14 protein-coding genes are annotated in these 20,392 nt (G+C 72.6%); 8 read left to right on the forward strand and 6 right to left on the reverse strand.

Annotated features, from left to right (window positions below; genetic code table 11):
• Window positions 1-102: 102 nt before the first annotated feature.
• From HCK04_RS10375 to HCK04_RS10390, 4 genes are all read right to left on the reverse strand, one after another.
• Entirely contained in the window at window positions 103-3,435 is a 3,333-nt protein-coding gene (locus HCK04_RS10375; RefSeq protein WP_142646951.1) for a BTAD domain-containing putative transcriptional regulator, read from the reverse strand.
• A 274-nt stretch (window positions 3,436-3,709) separates the two neighbouring features.
• The gene (locus tag HCK04_RS10380) at window positions 3,710-5,029 is read right to left on the reverse strand and encodes an amidohydrolase family protein (RefSeq protein WP_168065817.1); all 1,320 of its coding nucleotides are present in this window, start codon (window positions 5,027-5,029) and stop codon (window positions 3,710-3,712) included.
• Between the two features lie 170 nt (window positions 5,030-5,199).
• Window positions 5,200-6,786, reverse strand: coding sequence for a sodium:solute symporter family protein (locus HCK04_RS10385; protein WP_312845725.1), 1,587 nt, complete (start codon window positions 6,784-6,786; stop codon window positions 5,200-5,202).
• The gene (locus tag HCK04_RS10390; protein ID WP_221889894.1) at window positions 6,783-7,004 is read right to left on the reverse strand and encodes a DUF3311 domain-containing protein; all 222 of its coding nucleotides are present in this window, start codon (window positions 7,002-7,004) and stop codon (window positions 6,783-6,785) included. The genes HCK04_RS10385 and HCK04_RS10390 overlap by 4 nt, the downstream gene beginning before the upstream one ends.
• 231 nt (window positions 7,005-7,235) lie before the next feature.
• On the opposite strand from HCK04_RS10390, the gene HCK04_RS10395 reads away from it, so the two are divergent.
• From HCK04_RS10395 to HCK04_RS10405, 3 genes are all read left to right on the forward strand, one after another.
• Window positions 7,236-7,814 (forward strand): hypothetical protein, encoded by a 579-nt coding sequence (locus HCK04_RS10395; protein WP_142646954.1) that lies wholly within the window; start codon window positions 7,236-7,238, stop codon window positions 7,812-7,814.
• Window positions 7,815-7,827: 13 nt separating this feature from the next.
• Complete coding sequence (locus HCK04_RS10400) at window positions 7,828-9,456, forward strand: ABC-F family ATP-binding cassette domain-containing protein (protein WP_142646955.1); 1,629 nt, start codon at window positions 7,828-7,830, stop codon at window positions 9,454-9,456.
• A gap of 83 nt (window positions 9,457-9,539) precedes the next feature.
• The gene (locus tag HCK04_RS10405; RefSeq protein WP_142646956.1) at window positions 9,540-11,750 is read left to right on the forward strand and encodes an NACHT domain-containing protein; all 2,211 of its coding nucleotides are present in this window, start codon (window positions 9,540-9,542) and stop codon (window positions 11,748-11,750) included.
• Here HCK04_RS10405 and HCK04_RS10410 read toward each other — a convergent pair.
• Both HCK04_RS10410 and HCK04_RS10415 read right to left on the reverse strand, forming a co-directional pair.
• On the reverse strand, window positions 11,723-12,220 hold the full coding sequence (locus tag HCK04_RS10410; RefSeq protein WP_142646957.1) for an NUDIX domain-containing protein: 498 nt from the start codon (window positions 12,218-12,220) through the stop codon (window positions 11,723-11,725). The genes HCK04_RS10405 and HCK04_RS10410 overlap by 28 nt on opposite strands.
• Window positions 12,221-12,364: 144 nt before the next feature.
• Window positions 12,365-13,996, reverse strand: coding sequence for a CocE/NonD family hydrolase (locus HCK04_RS10415; protein ID WP_168065819.1), 1,632 nt, complete (start codon window positions 13,994-13,996; stop codon window positions 12,365-12,367).
• Between the two features lie 282 nt (window positions 13,997-14,278).
• Here HCK04_RS10415 and HCK04_RS10420 point away from each other — a divergent pair, with 282 nt between their 5' ends.
• The 5 genes from HCK04_RS10420 (at window position 14,279) to thyX (ending at window position 20,363) form a co-directional block, all read left to right on the forward strand.
• Window positions 14,279-16,414, forward strand: coding sequence for an anthranilate synthase component I (locus HCK04_RS10420; protein ID WP_142646958.1), 2,136 nt, complete (start codon window positions 14,279-14,281; stop codon window positions 16,412-16,414).
• Between the two features lie 58 nt (window positions 16,415-16,472).
• Window positions 16,473-17,699, forward strand: coding sequence for an amidohydrolase family protein (locus HCK04_RS10425; RefSeq protein ID WP_260617186.1), 1,227 nt, complete (start codon window positions 16,473-16,475; stop codon window positions 17,697-17,699).
• 81 nt (window positions 17,700-17,780) lie between these two features.
• Window positions 17,781-18,671, forward strand: coding sequence for an ATP-binding cassette domain-containing protein (locus HCK04_RS10430; RefSeq protein WP_142646959.1), 891 nt, complete (start codon window positions 17,781-17,783; stop codon window positions 18,669-18,671).
• Entirely contained in the window at window positions 18,668-19,447 is a 780-nt protein-coding gene (locus HCK04_RS10435; protein WP_142646960.1) for an ABC transporter permease, read from the forward strand. Before HCK04_RS10430 ends, HCK04_RS10435 begins: the two co-directional genes overlap by 4 nt.
• Before the next feature lie 133 nt (window positions 19,448-19,580).
• A complete protein-coding gene (gene thyX / locus HCK04_RS10440) occupies window positions 19,581-20,363 on the forward strand; it encodes an FAD-dependent thymidylate synthase (RefSeq protein WP_142646961.1) in 783 nt (260 codons plus the stop codon).
• Window positions 20,364-20,392 lie beyond the last annotated feature (29 nt).

The following is a 20,392-nucleotide window of genomic DNA, read 5'->3' on the forward strand; positions in this document are numbered from 1 at the left end:
GCGGCCCGTGCGTGCGGGCCTCTTCGACGCCGCCGCTGGGTGCTGGGCCGGCGGTGAGCGCGTGCACGCCGAAAACGCGCTCAGGCCACCGGCTTCCGGTGGTCAGCCGCGTACGGCTTCGCGTTCGGCGGTGATTCGGGCGGCCCACCAGGACAGCCCGGCCGCCGCGCAGCGCTTGGCGGCCGTGTCCAGGTGCGCCCGCGCCGCCTCCGGCCCGGCCGCCCCACCCAGATGGGCCATCCGCCCCAGGTAGTAGCCGACCGGCCCGGCGCAGAACGTCCCCGCCCCGAAGGCGATCCTGTCCTCGTACGGCAGGAGCCTGCGATAGGTCACGGCGCACGCCTCCCGGTCGCCCGCGACGATCTGGGCCTCGCCCAGCAGGCACAACCCCGGCAGCTCGCCGAAGTCGCGCGGCAGCGCGTGCCAGCCCTGCTCGCGCGCCGTCTCGGCCGCCGTGCGGTCGCCCCGCGAATCGGCGATGAGCAGGCCCATCACCTGCTGATGGGCGGGGAAGGGCGAGTAGTGCGTCATCAGCTCGTCGGCGCCCTCGAAGTCGCGCATGGTGAAGTGGCGGGCGAGCAGCGCCGAGGAGAGCGTCGCGCTCGTGTGCCACAGGTTGAGCCGCTCACCGGCCTCGGCCGCCGCGGCGTACGCGTTGCCCGCGCCGTCGAAGTCCCCGTCGAGGAGGCGCCGGGTGCCGGTCCAGATGAGGTGCTGGAACCGGGGCCAGGGCAGGTCGAGCCGCTCGACCAGCACCCCCGCCCGCTCGGCGGCGCGGTCGGCGGCCGCCACGTCGAACAGATCGATCCGGGTCCGCTCTCTGATCATGTGGCCGAGCAGTTCGAACCCGGGCAGCCCGAGCCGGGTGAGCTCCTCGCCGATGGCGTCGAGCTCCGTCATGTGCTCGGGAAGCTGCACGCCCAGATAGCGCGCGTTCAGGGTGATCGCCAGCAGCTCCGGGCCGGCCTCCCCGGAGGCCACGAGACGGCGGGCCATCGCCAGGGCCTCGGCCGTGGCGGTGTCACAGCGGGGGTCGGCCGAGCCGTCGTAACGTTCCATCCCGAGGCAGCCGAGCAGCCGGCAGCGCAGCTCGGAGTCCCCCTCGGGCAGCGCGGCGAGGGCGTCCTCGATCCGCCGCACGGTGTGCAGCTCGACGTCGCCGTAGGTGTAGAACTTCCACAGTCCCGGGGCGTCCAGGCTGGTCAGCGCCCGTGCGGCGAGCAGCGGGTCACCCGACCTGTCGGCGGCGAGCACCGCCTCCGCGCGGGTCTGCCGGGCCTCGAAGCCGTGACCGGCGGCGAGCTGCGCGCGGACCAGCCGCAGCAGGAGCTCGACGTGCTCGCGGGGGTCCGCGCCGGGCAGCGTCCCGTGCGCCTCCACCGCCCGGCGCCACCACTGCGCGGCGTCCTCGTACGCGTGCCGTCCCGCCGCCTGCCCCGCCGTGGCCGACGCCCAGCGCACCGCGTCGGCCACGGCGGCGGGTCCGGCGGCCATCGCGTGCCTGGCGAGGAGCGCGAGGTCGGCCCCCGGCCGCAGTTCGAGCGCCCGGAGCGCGGCCAGGTGCAGCCCGGCCCGGCGGCGCGGCGGGATGTCGGCGTAGACGGTCTCCCGGACCAGGTCGTGGGTGAAGCGCAGGTCCTCGCCGAGAACGCGGAGGGCGGTCGCGGCGTCGAGCGCCTCGTCCACATCCATGTCCGCGTCCGGGGTGTCCGAGGCGTGCGCGACGACCTCGGCCAGCAGCCACCGGTCCGCGCCGGTGCCGAGCACGGCCGCCGCGTCGATGGCGGGGCGGTGCCGGGCGGGCAGGTCGAGCAGACGGCGGCGCAGCACGTCGGCCAGGCCCTCGGGCACCCCGGTGAGCGCCTTGTCGATGCCCTGGTCTTGGGCCAGCCGGAGGGTCTCGCGGATGAACAGCGGATTGCCCCGGGTGCGCTCGGCGAGCGCCGCCACGCTCGCCGCGTCGCGCAGCCCCGACAGCTCGGCCACCGCCGCGGGGTCGAGCCCGGCGAGCGGCAGGCGGAGGGCGTCGTGCCGCCCGAGCAGGCCAAGGGTGTCGTGCACCGCAGCAGGACCGTCGCCGGACCGTACGGTGATCACGACGGCGACCGCGCCGCGCAGCAGCAGCGCGAGGTCGGACAGCAGGCCGAGGGAAGCCGTGTCGGCCCACTGGAGGTCATCGATCACCACGAGCAGCGGCCGGTCGGCCGCGACCGCCCGCAGGTAGTTCGCGGTCGCCTGGTGCAGCCGGAACCTGGCCTCGCTCGCCTCGGCGGGCCGTCCGGCGCCCGTGGCGGGGTCGTCTTCGGGGGCGGCGTCGCCGAGCAGCACGCGCAGGGCGGCGGCCTGCGCGCCGGAAGGGGGGACCCGGCCGGCGAGATCCCGCACCACCTGCTGCCACGGCCACAGCGCGGGCGCACCGGAGGTCTCATGACACCGGCCCCAGGCGACCAGCCAGCCCTCGGCGGCCCGCCGTTCCGCGAACGCCTCCGCCAGCCACGTCTTGCCGATGCCCGGCTCGCCGGAGATCACCGCGATCCCCGGACCGCGCTGTGCCACGCCCCGGGCCGCCTGGACCACGTCGCGCGCCAGCTCGTCGAGCCGGTCGACCTGCGTCCCCCGGCCGACGGCGCGCCGTTCCGGCCGCGCTGTTCCTCCGCTCCCTGGCCGTGCCGCCTCGACATCGGCCGGTGCCGCATGGACCGGCGCCGCCTGCCGTACGGGGGCGTCGAGGGCGGGGTCCTGGGCGAGGATCGCCTCCTCCAGGCGGCGCAGCGCCGGTCCAGGGTCGAGCCCGAGCTCCTCCGCCAGGTGGCCCCGGGCCGTACGCAGCGCCTCCAGCGCGTCCGCCTGCCGCCCGAGGGCGTAGAGCGTGCGGGCGAGCAGCTCCCACAGCCCCTCGCGCAGGGGATGCGCGGCCACCAGGGCCTCCAGCTCGCCCACCACGTGGGGGTCGCCCACCCGCCCGGCGAGGAGACGTTCCCGCGTCACCAGATGCGCCTCGGCGAGCCGCTCGATCTCCGGCCGGAGCCAGGGCACGTCGCCGAACTCCTCGTACGGCGTGCCGCGCCACAGGGCCAGGGCGCGTTCCGGCTCGCCGGCCTGGGACAGGCGGACGAACTCGTCGGCGTCCACCTCGTGCGGCCCGAGCGCGTACCCCGGTGGGCGGCTCAGCAGCACGGACGAGGGCGTGCGCGGAGCGCGGCCGGGTTCGAGCACCCGGCGCAGGTTGGAGATGTAGCTGTGCAGCGTGCTCTGGGCGCGCGGCGGCGGCGCGCCGTCGTACAGGTCGTCGAGGATCGCGTCCACCGACACGGTCGCGCCCCTGGAGATCAGCAGGCGGGCCACCAGCAGCCGGGGCCGCGGCCCGCCGAGGTCGACGGGAACGCCGTCGACGTACGCCTCGACCGGGCCGAGCACCCGGAACATGACCGCCATGCCGGGATTGTGCCACGATCATCGGCCGACGCTGAGCCCGCGGACGATGCGCGCCGCTGCGCCTGAACGCATGGCAGGCGTCTCACAGGCGCCCGGCGGCCAGCACCCGGCGGTCAGGCGCCCGCTTACAGCACCCGGCGGCGAGGCGCCGGCACTCTGCCTTGAGCACAGAGCACCGCGCTTTCAAGCACCCAGCACCCCGCTTTCCGGGCGCAAAGCACCCCGCTTTCCGGGCACACGGCGCCCCGCATATGGGGTGCAAAGCACCACGCGTTCAGGCGCCCAGCACCCCGGGCACGGCCTCGCGGAGGTGGGCGAGGCTCGCGGCGGCGGCCTCCATGGCCCGCCCGACCGGACCGGTGAGGACGCCGTCCCGCTTCACGACCACGCCGTCGCAGACGACCGTACGGACCAGCCCCGGGTGGCCGGCGAGGACGACGGCGGCGTACGGGTCGAGCATCGGGGCCATGGCGGGAGTGCCGGCCTCGACCACGATGAGGTCGGCGCGCTTGCCGGGCGTGAGGCTGCCGGTGACGGCCGACAGCCCGGCCACCGCGGCGCCGTCGGCGGTGACCATCCGCAGCAGGCCGGCGGCCGTCAGCGGCGCCGGGTCCTGCGTGAACCTGTGGTGCGCCAGGACCGCGCGCATCTGCGTGAACATGTCTCCCGAGGTGGCGACCTCGGTGTCGGTGCTGAGACCGGTGACGAGGCCCGCCCGCAGGAGACGGCCGGTCGCGGGCGTGCCGAGCCCGGGCATGGTCATCTCGATGAACGGCGACACGCTCGCGGTCGCGCCCGCGTCCGCGGCGGCCTTCAGCTCGTCGTCGCCGGTGGCGCTCGCGTGCACCAGCGTGATCGTCTCGTCGAGCAGGCCCTCGTCGTGCAGCCACCCGACGCTGCCGGCCTTCTCGGAGGAGCCGACGTGCATGGTGGCCCGCAGGCCGAGCTCCCGCGCGAGCAGCAGGTCGCGCCGGGCGGCGGAGGGGGCCGACATCTCGGGGCCGCGCGCCGCCAGGGCCATCGTCACGCGGGCGGTGTCGTCGCCGAGCACGTCCCTGATCCGGCGGACGTCCGCGGGAAGCTCCGCGTCGCTATGGTCGCCCACCCACGTGAGCGGGTCGATCTGCGGCCAGCCGTAGGCGAAGACGCCCCGGATGCCGCTGTCGCGCAGCGCGGCCACGGCGGCGTCGCCGTGCTCGGGGGTGTTCTGGATGTGGGACCAGTCGACGAGCGTGGTGATCCCGGCCTCCAGCGCGCCGAGCGCGCCGAGCAGGGTGCCCGCGTAGACGTCCTCGGGCCGGAAGTTCGGCCCGAACTGCAGGAACGCGGCCCCCAGGTAGTCCATCAGGCTCCAGTCCAGCCCGATGTGGCGCAGCGAGGACTGCCAGGTGTGGCGGTGGGTGTCGACCAGGCCCGGCATCACCACGCAGCCGGAGGCGTCCACGACCTCCGCCTCGGGGGACGCTTCGGCGGCGGGGCCGACCGACACGATCACGCCGTCGCGGACGACGACGTCGGCGGGGCCGTCCGGCACCGCCGGGTCCATGCCGATCACGTGACCGCCGGTGACGATGAGGTCGTTGCTGAGAGGCATCCTTGGCTCCTTGGTCGTTCGAGGTGATGCCTCTTTGTCCCACCGCATGCTTGTGGCCGGCTCCACGCGGCGCGCGCCGCCGCGTCAAGCCGGCCACAAGTCCGTACGGAGCCCGATCAGGCGGGGCCCCGATCAGGCGCCGGATCAGGAGGTCACGGTCATGCGGGACCTCAGGATGCGGGCGCCGTCGTCTCCAGTTCGTGGACGCGCGGGTCGCCCTGGTCGGCGAAGTAGTCCTCCGGCTTGGTGCCGTCCGGGCCGTCGGCGCTCTTGAGCGCGCGGGCCACGAAGGTCCCGAGCACGGCGACGACCAGGTTGACGATCAGCGCGAGGAACCCGGCGAACACGGTGATCTTGGTGTCGAACCCGAGCTGTGACAGCGGGAAGGCCGAGCTGCCGAAGTGCTCGTGCCCGGTGGCGGGGTTGGAGATGTTGTACAGCATCAGCATCCCGGCCGCCATGCCGGCCGCCCAGCCCGCGATCAGCCCGCCCCGGTGGAACCACCGGGTGTAGAGCCCGAGGGCCACCGACGGCAGCGTCTGCAGGATGATCACGCCGCCGATGAGCTGGAGGTCGATCGAGAACTGCGGTTCGAGGAGCAGGATGCACAGCACCGCGCCGATCTTCACGACCAGCGACGCGATCTTGCTGACCCTGGCCTCCTGGGCCGCGTCGGCGTTCCGGTTGATGTACTCCTTGTAGACGTTACGCGCGAACAGGTTGGCCGCGGCGATCGACATGATCGCGGCGGGCACGAGCGCGCCGATGCCGACGGCGGCGAAGGCGACCCCCGCGAACCAGTCGGGGAAGACCTTGTCGAACAGCTGCGGGACGATCGTGTTCTTGTCCTTGCCGATGGGCGTGACCCCGGCCGCGATCGCCATGTAGCCGAGCAGCGCGATCAGGCCGAGCAGCAGGCTGTAGGCCGGCAGCGCCGACATGTTCCGCTTGATGACGTTGCGGTTCCGCGACGCGAGGATGCCGGTGACGCTGTGCGGATAAAGGAACAGCGCCAGCGCCGAGCCGAACGCGAGCGTGATGTACTGGAGCTGGTTGTTGGCGTTCAGCAGGATGCCGCCGGTGCCGGTGGAGTCGAACTTGGCCTTCGCGGCGTCGAAGACCGACCCCCAGCCGCCGAGCTTGGCCGGGATGTAGATGATCGCGACCAGGATGACCAGGTAGATCAGCGAGTCCTTGACGAACGCGATCAGCGCGGGGGCGCGCAGCCCCGACTGATAGGTGTAGGCCGCCAGGACCGCGAACGCGATGATCAGCGGCCAGTCGCCGCTCAGCCCCATCGTCTTCAGCACGGCCTCGATGCCGACGAGCTGCAGCGCGATGTACGGCATGGTCGCGACGATGCCGGTGATCGCCACGAGCAGCGCCAGCGTGGGGGAGCCGAAGCGCACGCGGACGAAGTCGGCCGGGGTGACGAGGTTGTGCACGTGCGACACCGACCACAGCCGGACCAGCACGAGCATCACCATGGGATAGACGACCACCGTGTACGGCACGGCGTAGAAGCCCATGGCGCCCGCGCCGAAGACCAGGGCGGGGACGGCCACGAACGTATAGGCGGTGTAGAGGTCACCGCCCACCAGGAACCAGGTGATCCAGGAGCCGAAGCTGCGGCCGCCGAGGCCCCATTCGTCCAGCGTGGCGAGGTCGTCGGGACGGCGCCACCGGGCGGCGACGAATCCCATGCCGCTGACGATGAGGAACAGGAGCGTGAAGATGACGATCTCGGTGGTCTTCACCGGCTCCTCCTCGTGACGCGGTAGACGAGGGTGGTGGAGGCCACGCCGAGGATGATGAAGGCGAGCTGCAGCCAGTAGAACAGCGGGATGCCGAACAGCCGCGGTTCGTCGGAGTTGAACAGGGCCGGGATGAGCGGGATCACGATCGGCAACAGGAGCAGCCAGTTCAGCGGGCTCTTGTCGGGGTTTCGGCCGTGGTCGGCACGGGGGGTCGTCACACGTACTCCAATCGGACACGGACCAGGCGTGACCGGCAGATCCGCGTGACTGGCCGTCGCGCGGATCAGCGGGACGGTTTTCGGCGGAAGCGTAAGGACGCACAGGTAACAGGGACATCACCGATCGCCGAACGGTCGTGTTGGCGCGCCCAGCGACGACAGAAGCTCCTGACAATCCGATGTCCGACGCTGTCCGACAGGAACGCGCGGCTTCGCGCCAACCTCGACGCGATGGGCGTCAGCCCGCACGCGCCGGCCCGCCGCAGGCGGCCGGTCGTGTTCGCCGACCTCGTCCATCGCGGGTACACCTTCACCCACCTGTACGGGTTCCTGCGCGACTGGATCGACGACGAGCACGAGGCGTGGGACGTGATCCGGCTGAAGCTGTGCTTTCTCGGCATCACCGAACGCGGGAAGACCAGCCCGAAGACATGGCGCTGGTGGCAGGGCTGCGCCTGGACGGCGGACCTGCCGCGCAGCGCGGTCACCAACGTCTCCGCCGACCGCTTCTTCTGGTTCTATCCGGGTGACCACCAGAAGAAGCTGACGCCGTCCTTCCGCCCCACCCGCTGGGCCGACGAGACGGTCGCCCGGCCGCGGCACGACGAGAAGACCCTGAACGCCCTGGCCGAGGCCGTCGCCGTCGCCGGACGCGGGGGGACCCCGGAGGTCCGTGCCGCGCTCGCCCGCGTCATGGCGCGGAAGCCGTCCTTCGCGGAACCGTGGCTGCGCTCGCTCATCCTCGAACTCCGGCACGGCTCCCGGTCGCGACGCCACGCCGTACGGCGGGGCTCACGCGGGACCCAGTAAGGTCGGTGTCCTGATGAGCGCCACTCTTGTCGCGAAGGAGCTCGCCGCCGGGCACGGCGACCGCGTCCTGTTCGCGGATCTCGATCTGGTCGTCGCACCCGGGGACGTCGTGGGGCTGGTGGGGGTGAACGGCGCGGGCAAGTCGACGCTGCTGCGCCTGCTGGCCGGCCTCGCCGCCCCCGAGCACGGCAGCGTACGGCTCAGCCCGCCCACCGCCAACGTCGGGCATCTCCCGCAGGAGCCCGAACGGCGGCCCGGTGAGACCGTCGCCGCCTTCCTCGCCCGCCGCACCGGGGTCGCCGCCGCGCAGCGGGATCTCGACGCGGCCACCGAGGCGCTCGTGAGCGGCGACCCCGGCGACGCGTACGCCGAGGCCCTCGACCGCTGGCTCGCCCTCGGCGGCGCCGACCTGGAGGAGCGGGCCGCGGAGGTGGCCGCAGACCTCGGTCTCGCGGTCGGCCTGGATCAGGAGATGACGTCGCTGTCCGGCGGCCAGGCCGCCCGGGTCGGGCTGGCCTCGCTGCTGCTCAGCCGTTATGACGTGTTCCTGCTCGACGAGCCGACCAACGACCTCGACCTCGACGGCCTGGACCGGCTCGAACGCTTCGTGACGGGGCTGCGCGCCGGCACCGTGGTCGTCAGCCACGACCGCGAGTTCCTCGCCCGTACGGTCAACAGGGTGGTCGAGCTCGACCTGGTCCAGCAGCAGGTCCGCGCGTACGGCGGCGGTTACGACGCCTATCTGGAGGAGCGCGAGGTCGCCCGCAGGCACGCCCGCGAGCAGTACGAGGAGTACGCCGAGACGCGGGCGTCCCTGGAGGCCCGCGCCCGGGCCCAGCGCGCCTGGATGGAGAAGGGCGTCAAGAACGCGCGCCGCAAGGCCACCGACGGCGACAAGCTCGGCCGGAAGTTCCGCACCGAGGCGACCGAGAAGCAGGCGGCCAAGGCCCGGCAGACCGAGCGGCTCATCGAGCGGATGGAGGTCGTCGAGGAGCCGCGCAAGGAGTGGGAGCTGCGGATGGAGATCGCCACCGCGCCCCGCTCGGGAGCGGTGGTCGCGACGCTGCGCGGCGCGGTCGCGCGACGTGGCGGCTTCACGCTCGGGCCCGTCGACCTGCAGATCGACTGGGCGGACCGGGTCGCGATCACCGGTGCGAACGGCTCGGGCAAGAGCACCCTGCTGGGCGTCCTGCTCGGCCGGATCCGCCTCGCCGAGGGGACGGCGGCGCTCGGCCCCAGCGTGGTCGTCGGCGAGGTCGACCAGGCGCGCGCCCTCTTCGAAGGCGGGGAGCCGCTGCTCGACGCGTTCGGGGCGCTCGTCGACCTGCCGCCCGCCGAGGTCCGCACGCTGCTGGCCAAGTTCGGCCTGCGCGCCGGCCACGTGCTCCGTCCGGCGGCCACGTTGTCGCCTGGTGAGCGGACGAGGGCGGCCCTGGCGCTTCTGCAGGCCCGCGGGGTGAACCTGCTCGTCCTGGACGAGCCCACCAACCACCTCGACCTTCCGGCGATCGAACAGCTGGAGTCGGCGCTCGCCTCCTACACCGGCACCCTGCTGCTCGTCACCCACGACCGGCGCATGCTCAAGGCGGTCCACACGACACGGCGCATCGTCGTCGAGGCCGGCCGGATCCACGAAGGCTGAGCGCCCGTCCGGCACGGGTCACGGCTGGACCGGCCGGGCATATTGCTCTCGCCGGATAGATCGCGCGATGTCACCATGTGGGGATGAGGAGCTGGCGCCGCGTCGTGCTGCCCGCCGCAGGGGTGGTCGTGGTCGCCGGGATCGGCTACGGGCTCACCGCGCTCTCCGAGTCGGACGCGGCGGTCAACTGGGCACAACTCGCCAGCGTGGCCCTCGGTGTTTTCACGCTGATCCCTCCCCTGGTCAGCACCTGGCGACGGCGGCAGCCAGGCGGCACGAGCACGATCGAGCAGATCGAGCGTGCCGAGCGGACGCTGCGGGTGCTCGTGCACGAGCAATGGCACGAGGAGATCGCGATGCGCGAACTCGACGAGCCGGCCCGGCTGCCGGTCCGCTGGAGGATCTCCGGTCTCGACGTGATGGACCAGGACGAGCGCGTCGACGGGCTGCGCCTGCTGCGCTCGTGGTTCGGCTTCGGACGGGTGCGCTTCGAGGGGCGCACCGACCGGATGCCGGAGATCGCCGTTCGGTTCCGCAAGCTCGCCCGGCGCCGGCTGGTGATCCTCGGCGAGGCCGGCATGGGGAAGACGACGCTGGCCGTGCTCCTGCTCAGGGAACTGCTGATGGACCCCAAGCCCGGTGATCCGGTTCCCGTGCTGCTGTCGATGTCCGGGTGGGATCCGGCGGCCGAGCCCGTGCACCGGTGGCTGGGCAGGCGGCTGCGGGAGAACTACCCCGCCCTGCGCGCCCCCGAGTTCGGCCCGGACGTTGCTCGCGGACTGGTCTCTCATCGGCGGATCCTCCCGGTCCTGGACGGCCTGGACGAGTTGCCCGACGCGGTGCGCCCGAAGGTGGTCAACGCGCTGAACGCCGCCTCGGCCGTCGAGTCGCTCATCCTCACCTGCCGCACGGGCGAGTACGTGACGGCCGTGAACCTCCGCGACGGCGCCGTGCTCGCCGGCGCTGCCGTCATCGAGCCGAGGCCCGTGAAGAGCTCGGACGTGATTTCGTACCTCCGCGACCGGCTCGCTCCGGGACAACGGGCCGACTGGACCGGGCTGCTGTCGGCGTTGAAGGCCGACCCGGACGGCCCGCTGTCCGAGGCACTCTCCACGCCGCTCGTCGTGTGGCTGCTGCACAAGGTGTACGTCGAGACCCGCGCGGACCCCGCCCCGCTGTACGACACCGAACGCTTCCCGACGGCGGCCGCCGTCACCGACCACCTGCTCGACACCCTCGTCCAGGCGAGCTTCGCGGCCGCGCCGCCCGACGACGATCCCGGTGAACGGCACGAGCACGACCACCCGTTCCGCCCCCGGCGGACGTGGGAGCCGGGCGAGGCCCGCCGGTGGCTGTCGTTCGTCGCCCATCACATGTCGGCGATCGGCACCCGGGACTTCCGCTGGTGGCACCTCCACCGGGCGATCTCACGACGCTGGAGCGTTCTCGTGGGAGGCGTCACCGTCGGACTGTCCGTCGGCGTCACAGTGGGCCTGACCAGCGACGCAGTGGTGGCGCTGCGCAGCCCGCACGAAGGCAGCCTCCGCGACGCGCTCCTGTTCGGTCTCGCGGGGGGACCGGTGGGCGGGCTCGTCGGCGGCCTCACCGGCGGGCTCATCCTGGAGCGCCTGAAGGGCTACACGCTGGAGCCGGCGTACGCCAACCTGCGCTGGCGCGGCAACGCCGGCAGGCTCGCCGGGCAGCTCGCGCTCGGCCTGGTCACGGTGCTCCCGGTCGGCCTGATCGCGGCGCTGGCGCTGTGGCGGGTCGCGGGGATGTCCGCGCGGGTCGACGGACTGATTCCCTATGCGCTCGTCATCGGCGCCATCGGCGGGCTCACTCTCGGTCTCAACAACTGGGTGACGACCCCCCTCACGAACGACCGGCCGCAGGGCCCGCTGATCACGCTGCGGCGGGACCTCCAGCTCGTGTACGGGCGTTCCCTCACCTTCGGGCTGGCGCTCGGCCTCGCGTTCGGCTTCGCCGGGACGCTCGTGAACGGTTTCTCCGGGCTGCTGCGCGGCGCCGAGGCGGGCGTCGCCTTCGGGCTCGCGGGCGGTGTCGTGTTCACGCTCACGTTCGGGTTCACGGGAGCCAGCTCCACCTACCTCGTCGCCGTCACCATGCTCCGCGTCCGCGGACGGATCCCGCTACGGCTGATGAGCCTCCTGGAGGACGCCCGTCGCATCGGGTTGCTCCGCCAGGTGGGGCCCGTCTACCGGTTCCGGCACGAGAAGCTGCAGGACCGGCTCGCCCACCTTCACGTTCACAGCGATCGGCCGGAGCCGAAGTAGCGGGCCACGACCTGCGTGTGCAGCGGGAACGCCAGCTCCTGCGGGCCGTCGATCACCAGCCACTCGCTGGTCTCCGCGGTGGGAACGACCGGCGGCAGGGCGCCGGCGGTCGTGCGCGGCCCGAGGCCGAAGACCAGCAGGGTGCCGTCGGGCGCGCTGACCGTGTCGAACAGCCGCACTCCGGCCGCGTCGACGGCGACGCCCGTCTCCTCGCGGAGCTCCCGGGCGGCGGCCTGCTGCCAGGACTCGCCGACGTCGATGAAGCCGCCGGGGAGGGCGAGCAGGCCGCGGTGCGGCTCGACGTCCCGGCGCACCACGAGCAGGCCGTCGTCCACCGGAAGCACCATGACCGCGACCGGCAGGGGATTGAGATATGCGGTGTCGCCGCACTCCCGGCAGGTCCGCGGCCAGGGCAGGCCGGGCGCGTAGGCCGCTCCGCAGAAGGAGCAGTGGGAGTTCCTGATCGCCATGATCGCGAGGGTAGCAACGGCGGTGGCGGGCCGGCGCCGCGACTTCCCGCCGCGACTTCCCGCCGTGACCTCCCGCCGTGACCTCCCGCCGTGACCTCCCGCAGTGCCGCCCTGCCGCGACGACCGGACGAGACAAGCCGGAGGTCAGGACAGTGCGGGGAGGATCACGGCCGAGGGGTGGCGGGAATCGTGGAGGATCTCCTGGTCGGAGGCGACCATCGGGGTGCCCGCCGTCAGCGGCGCGCCGGTGCCCGGGTTGCGTGCGATGCGCGGATAGGCCCCGCTGGCCACATGCACCCGGATCCGGTGGCCGCGGCGGAACCGGTGGCCCATCGGCCACAGGTCGATCTCCACCCGGCGCACACCGTCCTCGTCGCAGCGGTCGGCCGGGGTCAGGCGGCGCACGCCCTCGCAGACGTTCATCGACGTGCCGTCGGGATGCACGTCGCACACCCGTACGACGAAGTCGGTGTGCTCCCTGCTCGTACGCGCGAACAGTTCGGCGCTCACCGGGCCGATCATGTCGGTGTCGCGGTCGAGCACCTCGGAGGTGTAGACGAGCACGTCGCGCCGGGCCTCAAGCCGCCGGTTGTCCCTCGGCTCGGAGTTGCCGATCAGCACCGGGCCGCCGATCACGGGCGTGGGGTGCGCGGGGTCGTAGCGGTAGCGGTCCGGCTCGCCGCCCGCCGGGTTGTCCCGCGACAGGGCGAAGCCCGGCTGAAGGTGCCAGCGCTCGCGCCGCATGCCGGGCGGCGGCCAGTCGGACTCGTCCCGCCACTCGCCCGCGCCGGTCACGTACAGCCGGACGGGAGAGGGGCGCAGCCCCGACGGGTCGCCGAGCAGGTGGGCGCGGAACCAGGCCAGGGCGTCGGCGTTGGCGGCCCACCCGTGGCGGATGTCGGCGTGATACCAGGGCCCGATGGTCAGGTACGGCTGCCGCCCGGCCCTCCGCAGCGCCGCGTAGTCCTTGAGCTGCCAGGGCAGGAACACGTCATACCAGCCGCCGGTCATCGTGATCTCCGCGCCGACCTGCCCCACCGACGCGGAGAAGTCCACCCTGTCCCAGTAAGAGCAGTAGGTCTCGCCGTGGTGGGCCAGCAGCTCGCGGAAGAACGGCAGTGGCCTGCCGGCCGACAGCAGGTCGAGCTCGTGCAGCGGACGGCCCGACAGCACGGCCCGCCGCGTGCGCCGGGGCGCGATGAAGGCGGCCACGCCGCCCAGCCGGCCTTCCAGGTGGGCGGTGAGCGTCGTCCAGATCAGCGTCGACTCCAGCGCGAACGACCCCCCGACGTACGCCGCGTCGCGGAAACAGGAGGCGGTCACCTGGACGGCCATCGCCCGCAGGTCGGGGGTCTCGGCCGCGATGGCCCACTGGGTGTAGCCGAGGTAGGAGGGCCCGTGCATGGCGAAGCCGCCGCCGTACCACGGCTGGGCTCGCATCCACTCGACCGTGGCCAGGCCGTCCTCCTGCTCGTGGACGAGGGGATCGAGCCGCCCGCCGGAGCCGAAGCCGCCCCGGCAGCTCTGCAGCAGCACCTGGAACCCGTGCCGCGCGAAGGTCCAGCCGTACATCCAGCCGACCACCCCGCCCCTGCCGTACGGCGTGCGAATCAGGATCGTCGGCGGTCGTTCGGCGCCCACCGGCATGTAGTGATCGGCCAGGAGCGTCACGCCGTCCGGCATCGGCACGGGCATGTCGCGGCGGACCCGGACGCGGTGGCCCTGGAGGCCGACCGGCCCGGCTGGACCGCGGCGGTGCACCGGCACGCGGACCATGCCCCCTCCTTCCCCGGCGTCGGGCCGATCGACCCACGCCGAGAGTGAGGTTTCCCCACCAGTAACAGAATATCTATCCGCCATTCGCCGTTCCAGTCGCGCCGCGTTGCATGATCGCGCTTCCCGCCGCTACCCTTGGCCCATGCGAACTCAAGCACCCTCGCAGTGGTGGCGCCGCTGACAGGCGGCGTTTTCGCATTCGCGTCGAATTGACCGGCCGCCCCGTGAGTGGCGGCCTTCTGTATGTCCGCCCCGGGGCATACGAAAAAAGGGGCGTGGACAGTGGAGATCAGCGGATATACCACGGCCGGCGGCATCGCGGTCGAGCGCCGGGTGCGCGATGTGCCCGAGGAGGCGCTGGAGGAGATCGTCACGTCGCTGGGGGAGCGGCGCGGCGGGGCCTTCTCGTCCGGCATGGACTACCCGGGCCGCTATAGCAGGTGGGCGTTCGGCTACGTCGATCCCTGCCTTGAGATCGTGGCGCGGGGGCGGCGCATCTCCGCCCGAGCACTCAACGAGCGCGGGCAGGTCGTGCTGCCGGTGGTCGCCTCCTGCCTGCTGGCGGCGGGCAAGCCGGTGTCCGAGCCGGCCCACGGCTTCATCGAGGTGCACGTCCCCGAGTCGGAGGACCTGCTGCCCGAGGAGATGCGCAGCCGCAGGCCCACCGTGTTCACCGCCATCCGCGAGATCATCGCGGCCTTCCGGTCCGACGACCCCCACCTCGGCCTGTACGGCGCCTTCGGCTACGACCTGGCCTTCCAGTTCGAGCCCATCCGCTATCGGCTGACCCGCCCCGGCGACCAGCGCGACCTGGTGCTGCACCTGCCCGACCGGCTCGTCGTGATCGACCGCGTCCGCGAGACCAGCGTGGAGCACTGCTACGAGTTCACCGTCGACGGCGTCTCCACCAGCGGCCTGGAGCGCACCGGTGAGGCCGTCCCGCTGGTCGCGCCCCGCGAGATCCCGCCGAACCCGGTGCGGGGGACCTACGCCGAGGTCGTCGCCAAGGCCAAGGAGAAGTTCCAGCGCGGCGACCTGTTCGAGGTCGTCCCCGGCCAGGTCTTCCACGGCGCCTGCGCCGACCCGTCCGCGTTCTACCGCTCGCTGCGCACCGAGAACCCCGCGCCGTACGAGTTCCTGCTCAACCTCGGCGACGGCGAGCACCTGGTCGGCGCCTCGCCCGAGATGTACGTGCGGGTGACCGGCGACCGCGTCGAGACCTGCCCGATCTCCGGCACCATCGCCCGCGGGGCCAACCCCGTGGAGGACGCCGAGGCGATCCGCACCCTCCTGTCCAGCGTGAAGGAGGAGTCGGAGCTGACCATGTGCACCGACGTGGACCGCAACGACAAGTCGCGGATCTGCGTGCCGGGCAGCGTCCGGGTGATCGGCCGCCGCCAGATCGAGATGTACTCCCGGCTGATCCACACCGTCGACCACATCGAGGGCCGCCTGCGTCCCGAGTTCGACGCCCTCGACGCGTTCCTCACCCACATGTGGGCCGTCACCGTCACCGGCGCCCCCAAGACGTGGGCCATGCAGTTCATCGAGGACCACGAGGAGACCACCCGGCGCTGGTATGGCGGCGCGGTCGGCTTCATCGGCTTCGACGGCTCGATGAACACCGGCCTGACCCTGCGCACCGCGCAGATCCGCGACGGCGTCGCCACCGTGCGCGCCGGGGCCACGCTGCTGTACGACTCCGACCCCGAGGCCGAGGAGCGGGAGACCGAGCTCAAGGCCAGCGCCCTGCTCGGCGCGCTCGCCGCGGCCGCCCGGCCCAAGGAGGCGGCGAAGGCGGAGCCCCGGGCCGACCTGCCGGGCGAGGGCCACCGCGTGCTGCTGGTGGACCACGAGGACTCCTTCGTCAACACGCTCGCCGACTACTTCCGCCAGCAGGGCGCGTCGGTGGTCACCCTGCGGCACGGGTTCCCGCTGGACAAGCTCGACGAGATCGCGCCCACGCTCGTCGTGCTGTCGCCCGGCCCGGGCTGGCCGTCCGACTTCGGCTGCTCGGCGCTCATCGAGGCGCTGTACGCCCGGAACCTGCCGGTGTTCGGGGTGTGCCTGGGCCTGCAGGCCATGGTCGAGCAGGCGGGCGGCACACTCGAACTGCTGCCCTACCCGGAGCACGGCAAGCGCGGCCGGGTCCGCCGCGAGGGCGACAGCGCGCTGCTCGACGGGCTGCCCGACGAGTTCGTCGCGGCCCGCTACCACTCCGTGCACGCCAAGGAGCCGGGGGTCAAGGGCTTCCGGGTCACCGCGTTCACGCCGGACGGCGCGGCCATGGCGATCGAGGACACCGACAACCTGCGCTTCGGCGTGCAGTTCCACCCCGAGTCGATCCTGACCACGCAGGGCGGCGCCGGGGCGCGGATCATCGCCAACGTCCTGCGGCTTTGCGCGCGTCATGGCTGAGTAAAGGGGCCGTTTAGGGCGGCGCCGGCGCGGCGGGGGAGCCGTAGAGTCCACTGCCGTGCCGGAGCCGAGATCACACGACATGCTGCCCATGCCCCTTCCCGACGCGGTGCGCGCCGCCCTGCTCGCGCCCATGGTCGACCAGCACTGCTGCGGCGTGCGCCGCGACGACACCACCAGGTCGGGATTCGAGCAGCTCATCGGCGAGGGCGGCACGCCCGCACCCCCGGGCACCACCCACTTCGACACCCCGGCAGGCGCCGCCATCCGCCGCTGGTGCGCGCCGGTCCTCGGCCTGGAACCGCACGCATCGGCCACCGTCTACCTGTCGCGCCGCGCCGAGCTCGGCGCGGCCGAGGTCAACCGGCGGCTGCTGCGCGGCGCCGGGGCGTCGGCCTTCCTGGTCGACACCGGGCTCGACGTCCCCGGGCTGCTCTCACCCGCCGAGATGGGGCGTCTCGGCTCGGCCGCCGCCGACGAGATCGTGCGGCTCGAACAGGTCGAGCAGGACGTCGCCGAGGCCGGGCTTCCGGCGGCCGACTACGCCGGGCTGCTGCGGGACGAGCTCGCCGCCCGCGCGGCCCGCGCCACCGCGCTCAAGTCGGTCGCGGCGCACCACTGCGGCCTCGGCTTCGATCCCTCCCGGCCCTCGCGCGGCAGCGTGATCGCGGCGGCCGGCCGCAGGCTCGCCGACCCCAAGTCGCGCCTGGACGACCCCGTCCTCGTACGGCACCTGCTCTGGGCGGCGGTCGACGTGGCAAGGGAGCGGGGCCTGCCGGTGCAGTTCCACTGCGGCCTGTCCGGCTGGGGCCTGTCGGGCCTGAGCATGTCGGGCTGGGGGCTGTCCGGCGGCGGCCCGTCCGGCGTCGGGATCGGCCACCGGGCCGACCCCGCGCTGCTGACCGGCTTCGTCCGCGCCCTCGCCCCGCTCGGGGTGCCCGTCGTCCTGCTGCACTGCTACCCCTATCACCGCCAGGCGGCGTACCTGGCGGGCGCCTTCCCGCACGTGTACGTGGACGCCGGGCCCGCCGTCGCCCACACCGCCGCCGGCTCCGCCCACGTGCTGCGCGAGCTGCTCGAACTCGCGCCGTTCCACAAGCAGATGTACGGCTCCGGCTGCCACGGCGCCGCCGAGCTGTGTTTCCTGGCCGCGCTCTGCCATCGCCGCGGCCTGGCCCGCGTGCTCGCCGACCGCATCGCCGAGGGCGAGTGGAGCGTGGCCGACGCCGCCCGGATCGCCCACATGATCGGCTCTGGAAACGCGCGCCGGGTTTATCGCCTCTGAAATTGATGATTTCATCCCAGCCGAAACGATCCTCCTTTGTGAGGATGATTTCCGATCTGTTGCGCGGAATAATCGCGCCCGATGGCTGCCATTGAGATCAGAAATCTGGTGAAGTCGTTCGGGCCGGTCAAGGCCGTGGACGGCGTTTCGTTCAGCGTGGAGGCCGGATCCGTTACCGGATATCTCGGCCCGAACGGAGCCGGCAAGACGACCACGCTCCGTTGCCTGCTCGGCCTCGTCACGCCCGATTCCGGCGAGGCGCTCGTGAACGGCGAGCGTTATGTCACGCTCGCCAATCCGGTGGCCGAAATCGGCGCCGTACTGGAGGCCACGAGCTTCCATCCCGGCCGCACCGCCCGTAACCACCTGCGCGTCCTGTGCACGGCCGCCGGGCTGCCCGACGCCCGTGCGGACGAGGCGCTGGAACAGGTCGGTCTCGCGGACGCCGCCGGAAAGCGCGTCAGCGGCTTCTCGCTGGGCATGCGGCAGCGGCTCGCGCTCGCCTCCGCCCTGCTCGGCCGGCCCCGGGTGTACATCCTCGACGAACCCGCCAACGGCCTCGACCCGGCGGGCATCGAGTGGCTGCGCGGGTTCCTGCGCCACCTCGCCCACGACCAGGGAGCGGCGGTGCTCCTCTCCAGCCACGTCCTGGCCGAGGTCGAGCAGACGGTCGACAACGTGGTGATCATCGCCAGGGGCCGCCTGGTGCGCCAGGGCAGCCTCGCCGAGCTCACCAGCGACGGCGCGGACGCCGTACGGGTGCGTGCCGCCCAGGCCGCCGAGCTCGCCCCCGCGCTCGAAGCGGCGGGCGGCGTGGTCGAACACGTCGAGGACGGCCTGCTGCGCGTGCGCGGGCTGGACCCGGAGGCCGTCGGCCGGGTCGCTCTGGATCGGCGCGTCGTGCTCACCGAGGTGGCACAGGAGCGGTCCGGTCTGCACAAGGTCTTCCTCGATCTGACGGAGGGGCGATGAGCGGGCTCGTCAAGGCGGAGCTGCGCAAGCTGTTCACCACGAGACTGTGGTGGATCATGCTGCTCGTCATGCTGGTGCTGGTCGGGGTGGGCATCGCCTTCCTCATCGCGTTCGCGGGGGTGGACCAGAACGGCAGCGCGCTGCCCGCGCGGGACACCGCGGAGTGGGCCGAGATCGCCTGGTCGAGCGCGTCCAGCGGCGGGATCTTCGTGATGATCCTCGGCGTCGTCATGATGACCTCCGAATATCGCTACCAGACGATCACCGGCACCTTCCTCACCACCCCGCGGCGGGGCCTGGTGATCGCCGCCAAGGTGGTGGCCGGGCTGGTCGTGGGCGCGTTGTTCGCGGTGGCCGTGCTGGTCTTCCAGGCGGTCACGGTGATCCCGGCCGTGACGCTGTCCGGGGGCGAGTTCTCCCTGTCCGCCTCGCGCATCCCGCAGATCAGTCTCGGCGTCCTCGTGACGCTCGCGCTGTACGCGGTGTTCGGCATCGGGCTGGGGGCGCTCGTCCGCAACCAGATCGCCGGCATCGTCGCCGCGGTCGTCTGGGCGTATGTGATCGAAGGCATTTTCACCGGCATCCCGGCCCTGCACTCGGTGGGCAAGTGGCTGCCGGGCGGGGCCGCGCAGGCGCTGATGAGCATCGACGTGGACACCGGCCTGGGCAGGCCGGAATGGCTGCCCGCCTGGGCGGGCGCCATCGTCCTGGTCGGTTATGGCCTGCTGTTCGCCGCCGTCGCCACAGCCACCACGGTCCGCCGCGACATCACCTGAGGCGCTGACACCCGGGGGCCGACCCCCGGACCTCTGCCGGGGGTCCGGGGGGAGGGGGCCGGGTCGCGATCGTGGGCCCGAGCTGGTTTGCTTGGACGGTCATCCATCGGCAACCACTTCACGGGGAATGTGAATGCGCAGCGTCGAGCCCGAGGTCTTCCTCGTCGCCAAACCCTCTGTCGACTACGACGAGCTGGCCCGCTATCTGCACGAGATCGGCGGAGAGAGCTGGCTTGAGCGGCTGGAGCGGGGCGAGTTCGACGCCCAGAACCTGGCGGAGTTCGCCGGGCGGCTGTGCTATCGCTCGTTCGAGCCGGGCCTGAACCCCAATGTGACCCGGATCCGGCAGGACCAGGACGCGTACCTGCGCAACATCCTGGCCAGCGCGCACGGCAGCGTGCTCGAACACCTCAGCTTCAGCTTCGTGCTGCACAACGTCTCGCGGGTGCTCACGCACGAGCTCGTACGGCACCGGCCCGGGGTGGCGATCTCGCAGGAGTCGCTGCGGTTCGTCCGGCTGAACGACATCCCGTTCTGGTTCCCCGAGTGGGCGCGCGAGGACGCCGAGCTGATGAAGCGGGCGACCGAGATGCTCGACCGCATGGAGGAGTTCCAGAAGTGGATGGCGGCCCACTTCGGGCTGGACGAGGACGGCGTGCCGTTCGCGGAGAAGAAGCACCGCACCTCGTTCATGCGCCGCTTCGCCCCCGAGGGTGTCGGGACCGGCCTGGTCTGGACGGCCAACGTGCGCACCCTGCGGCACACGATCGAGGCCCGTACGGCCGCCGGGGCCGAGGAGGAGATCCGCCTCGTCTTCAACCGCATCGGGGAGATCATGCGGGAGGAGGCCCCGGCCCTGTTCGGCGACTACGTCGTCGAGGACGGCGCCTGGGTGCCCGGCTACCGCAAGGTCTGAACCGCCGAAGTCCGGCCCGCCGGGGAGCC

Origin of the sequence: Microbispora sp. CL1-1, assembly GCF_012034195.1 — a bacterium.
Lineage (GTDB): Bacteria > Actinomycetota > Actinomycetes > Streptosporangiales > Streptosporangiaceae > Microbispora.

Coding starts and splice junctions, on each gene's coding strand:
- HCK04_RS10375 (WP_142646951.1), bottom strand. CDS start 3,435: ATGGCGGTCATGTTCCGGGTGCTCGGCCCGGTCGAGGCGTACGTCGAC.
- HCK04_RS10380 (WP_168065817.1), bottom strand. CDS start 5,029: ATGCCTCTCAGCAACGACCTCATCGTCACCGGCGGTCACGTGATCGGC.
- HCK04_RS10395 (WP_142646954.1), top strand. CDS start 7,236: ATGGGCGTCAGCCCGCACGCGCCGGCCCGCCGCAGGCGGCCGGTCGTG.
- HCK04_RS10400 (WP_142646955.1), top strand. CDS start 7,828: ATGAGCGCCACTCTTGTCGCGAAGGAGCTCGCCGCCGGGCACGGCGAC.
- HCK04_RS10405 (WP_142646956.1), top strand. CDS start 9,540: ATGAGGAGCTGGCGCCGCGTCGTGCTGCCCGCCGCAGGGGTGGTCGTG.
- HCK04_RS10410 (WP_142646957.1), bottom strand. CDS start 12,220: ATGGCGATCAGGAACTCCCACTGCTCCTTCTGCGGAGCGGCCTACGCG.
- HCK04_RS10415 (WP_168065819.1), bottom strand. CDS start 13,996: ATGGTCCGCGTGCCGGTGCACCGCCGCGGTCCAGCCGGGCCGGTCGGC.
- HCK04_RS10430 (WP_142646959.1), top strand. CDS start 17,781: ATGGCTGCCATTGAGATCAGAAATCTGGTGAAGTCGTTCGGGCCGGTC.
- HCK04_RS10435 (WP_142646960.1), top strand. CDS start 18,668: ATGAGCGGGCTCGTCAAGGCGGAGCTGCGCAAGCTGTTCACCACGAGA.
- thyX (WP_142646961.1), top strand. CDS start 19,581: ATGCGCAGCGTCGAGCCCGAGGTCTTCCTCGTCGCCAAACCCTCTGTC.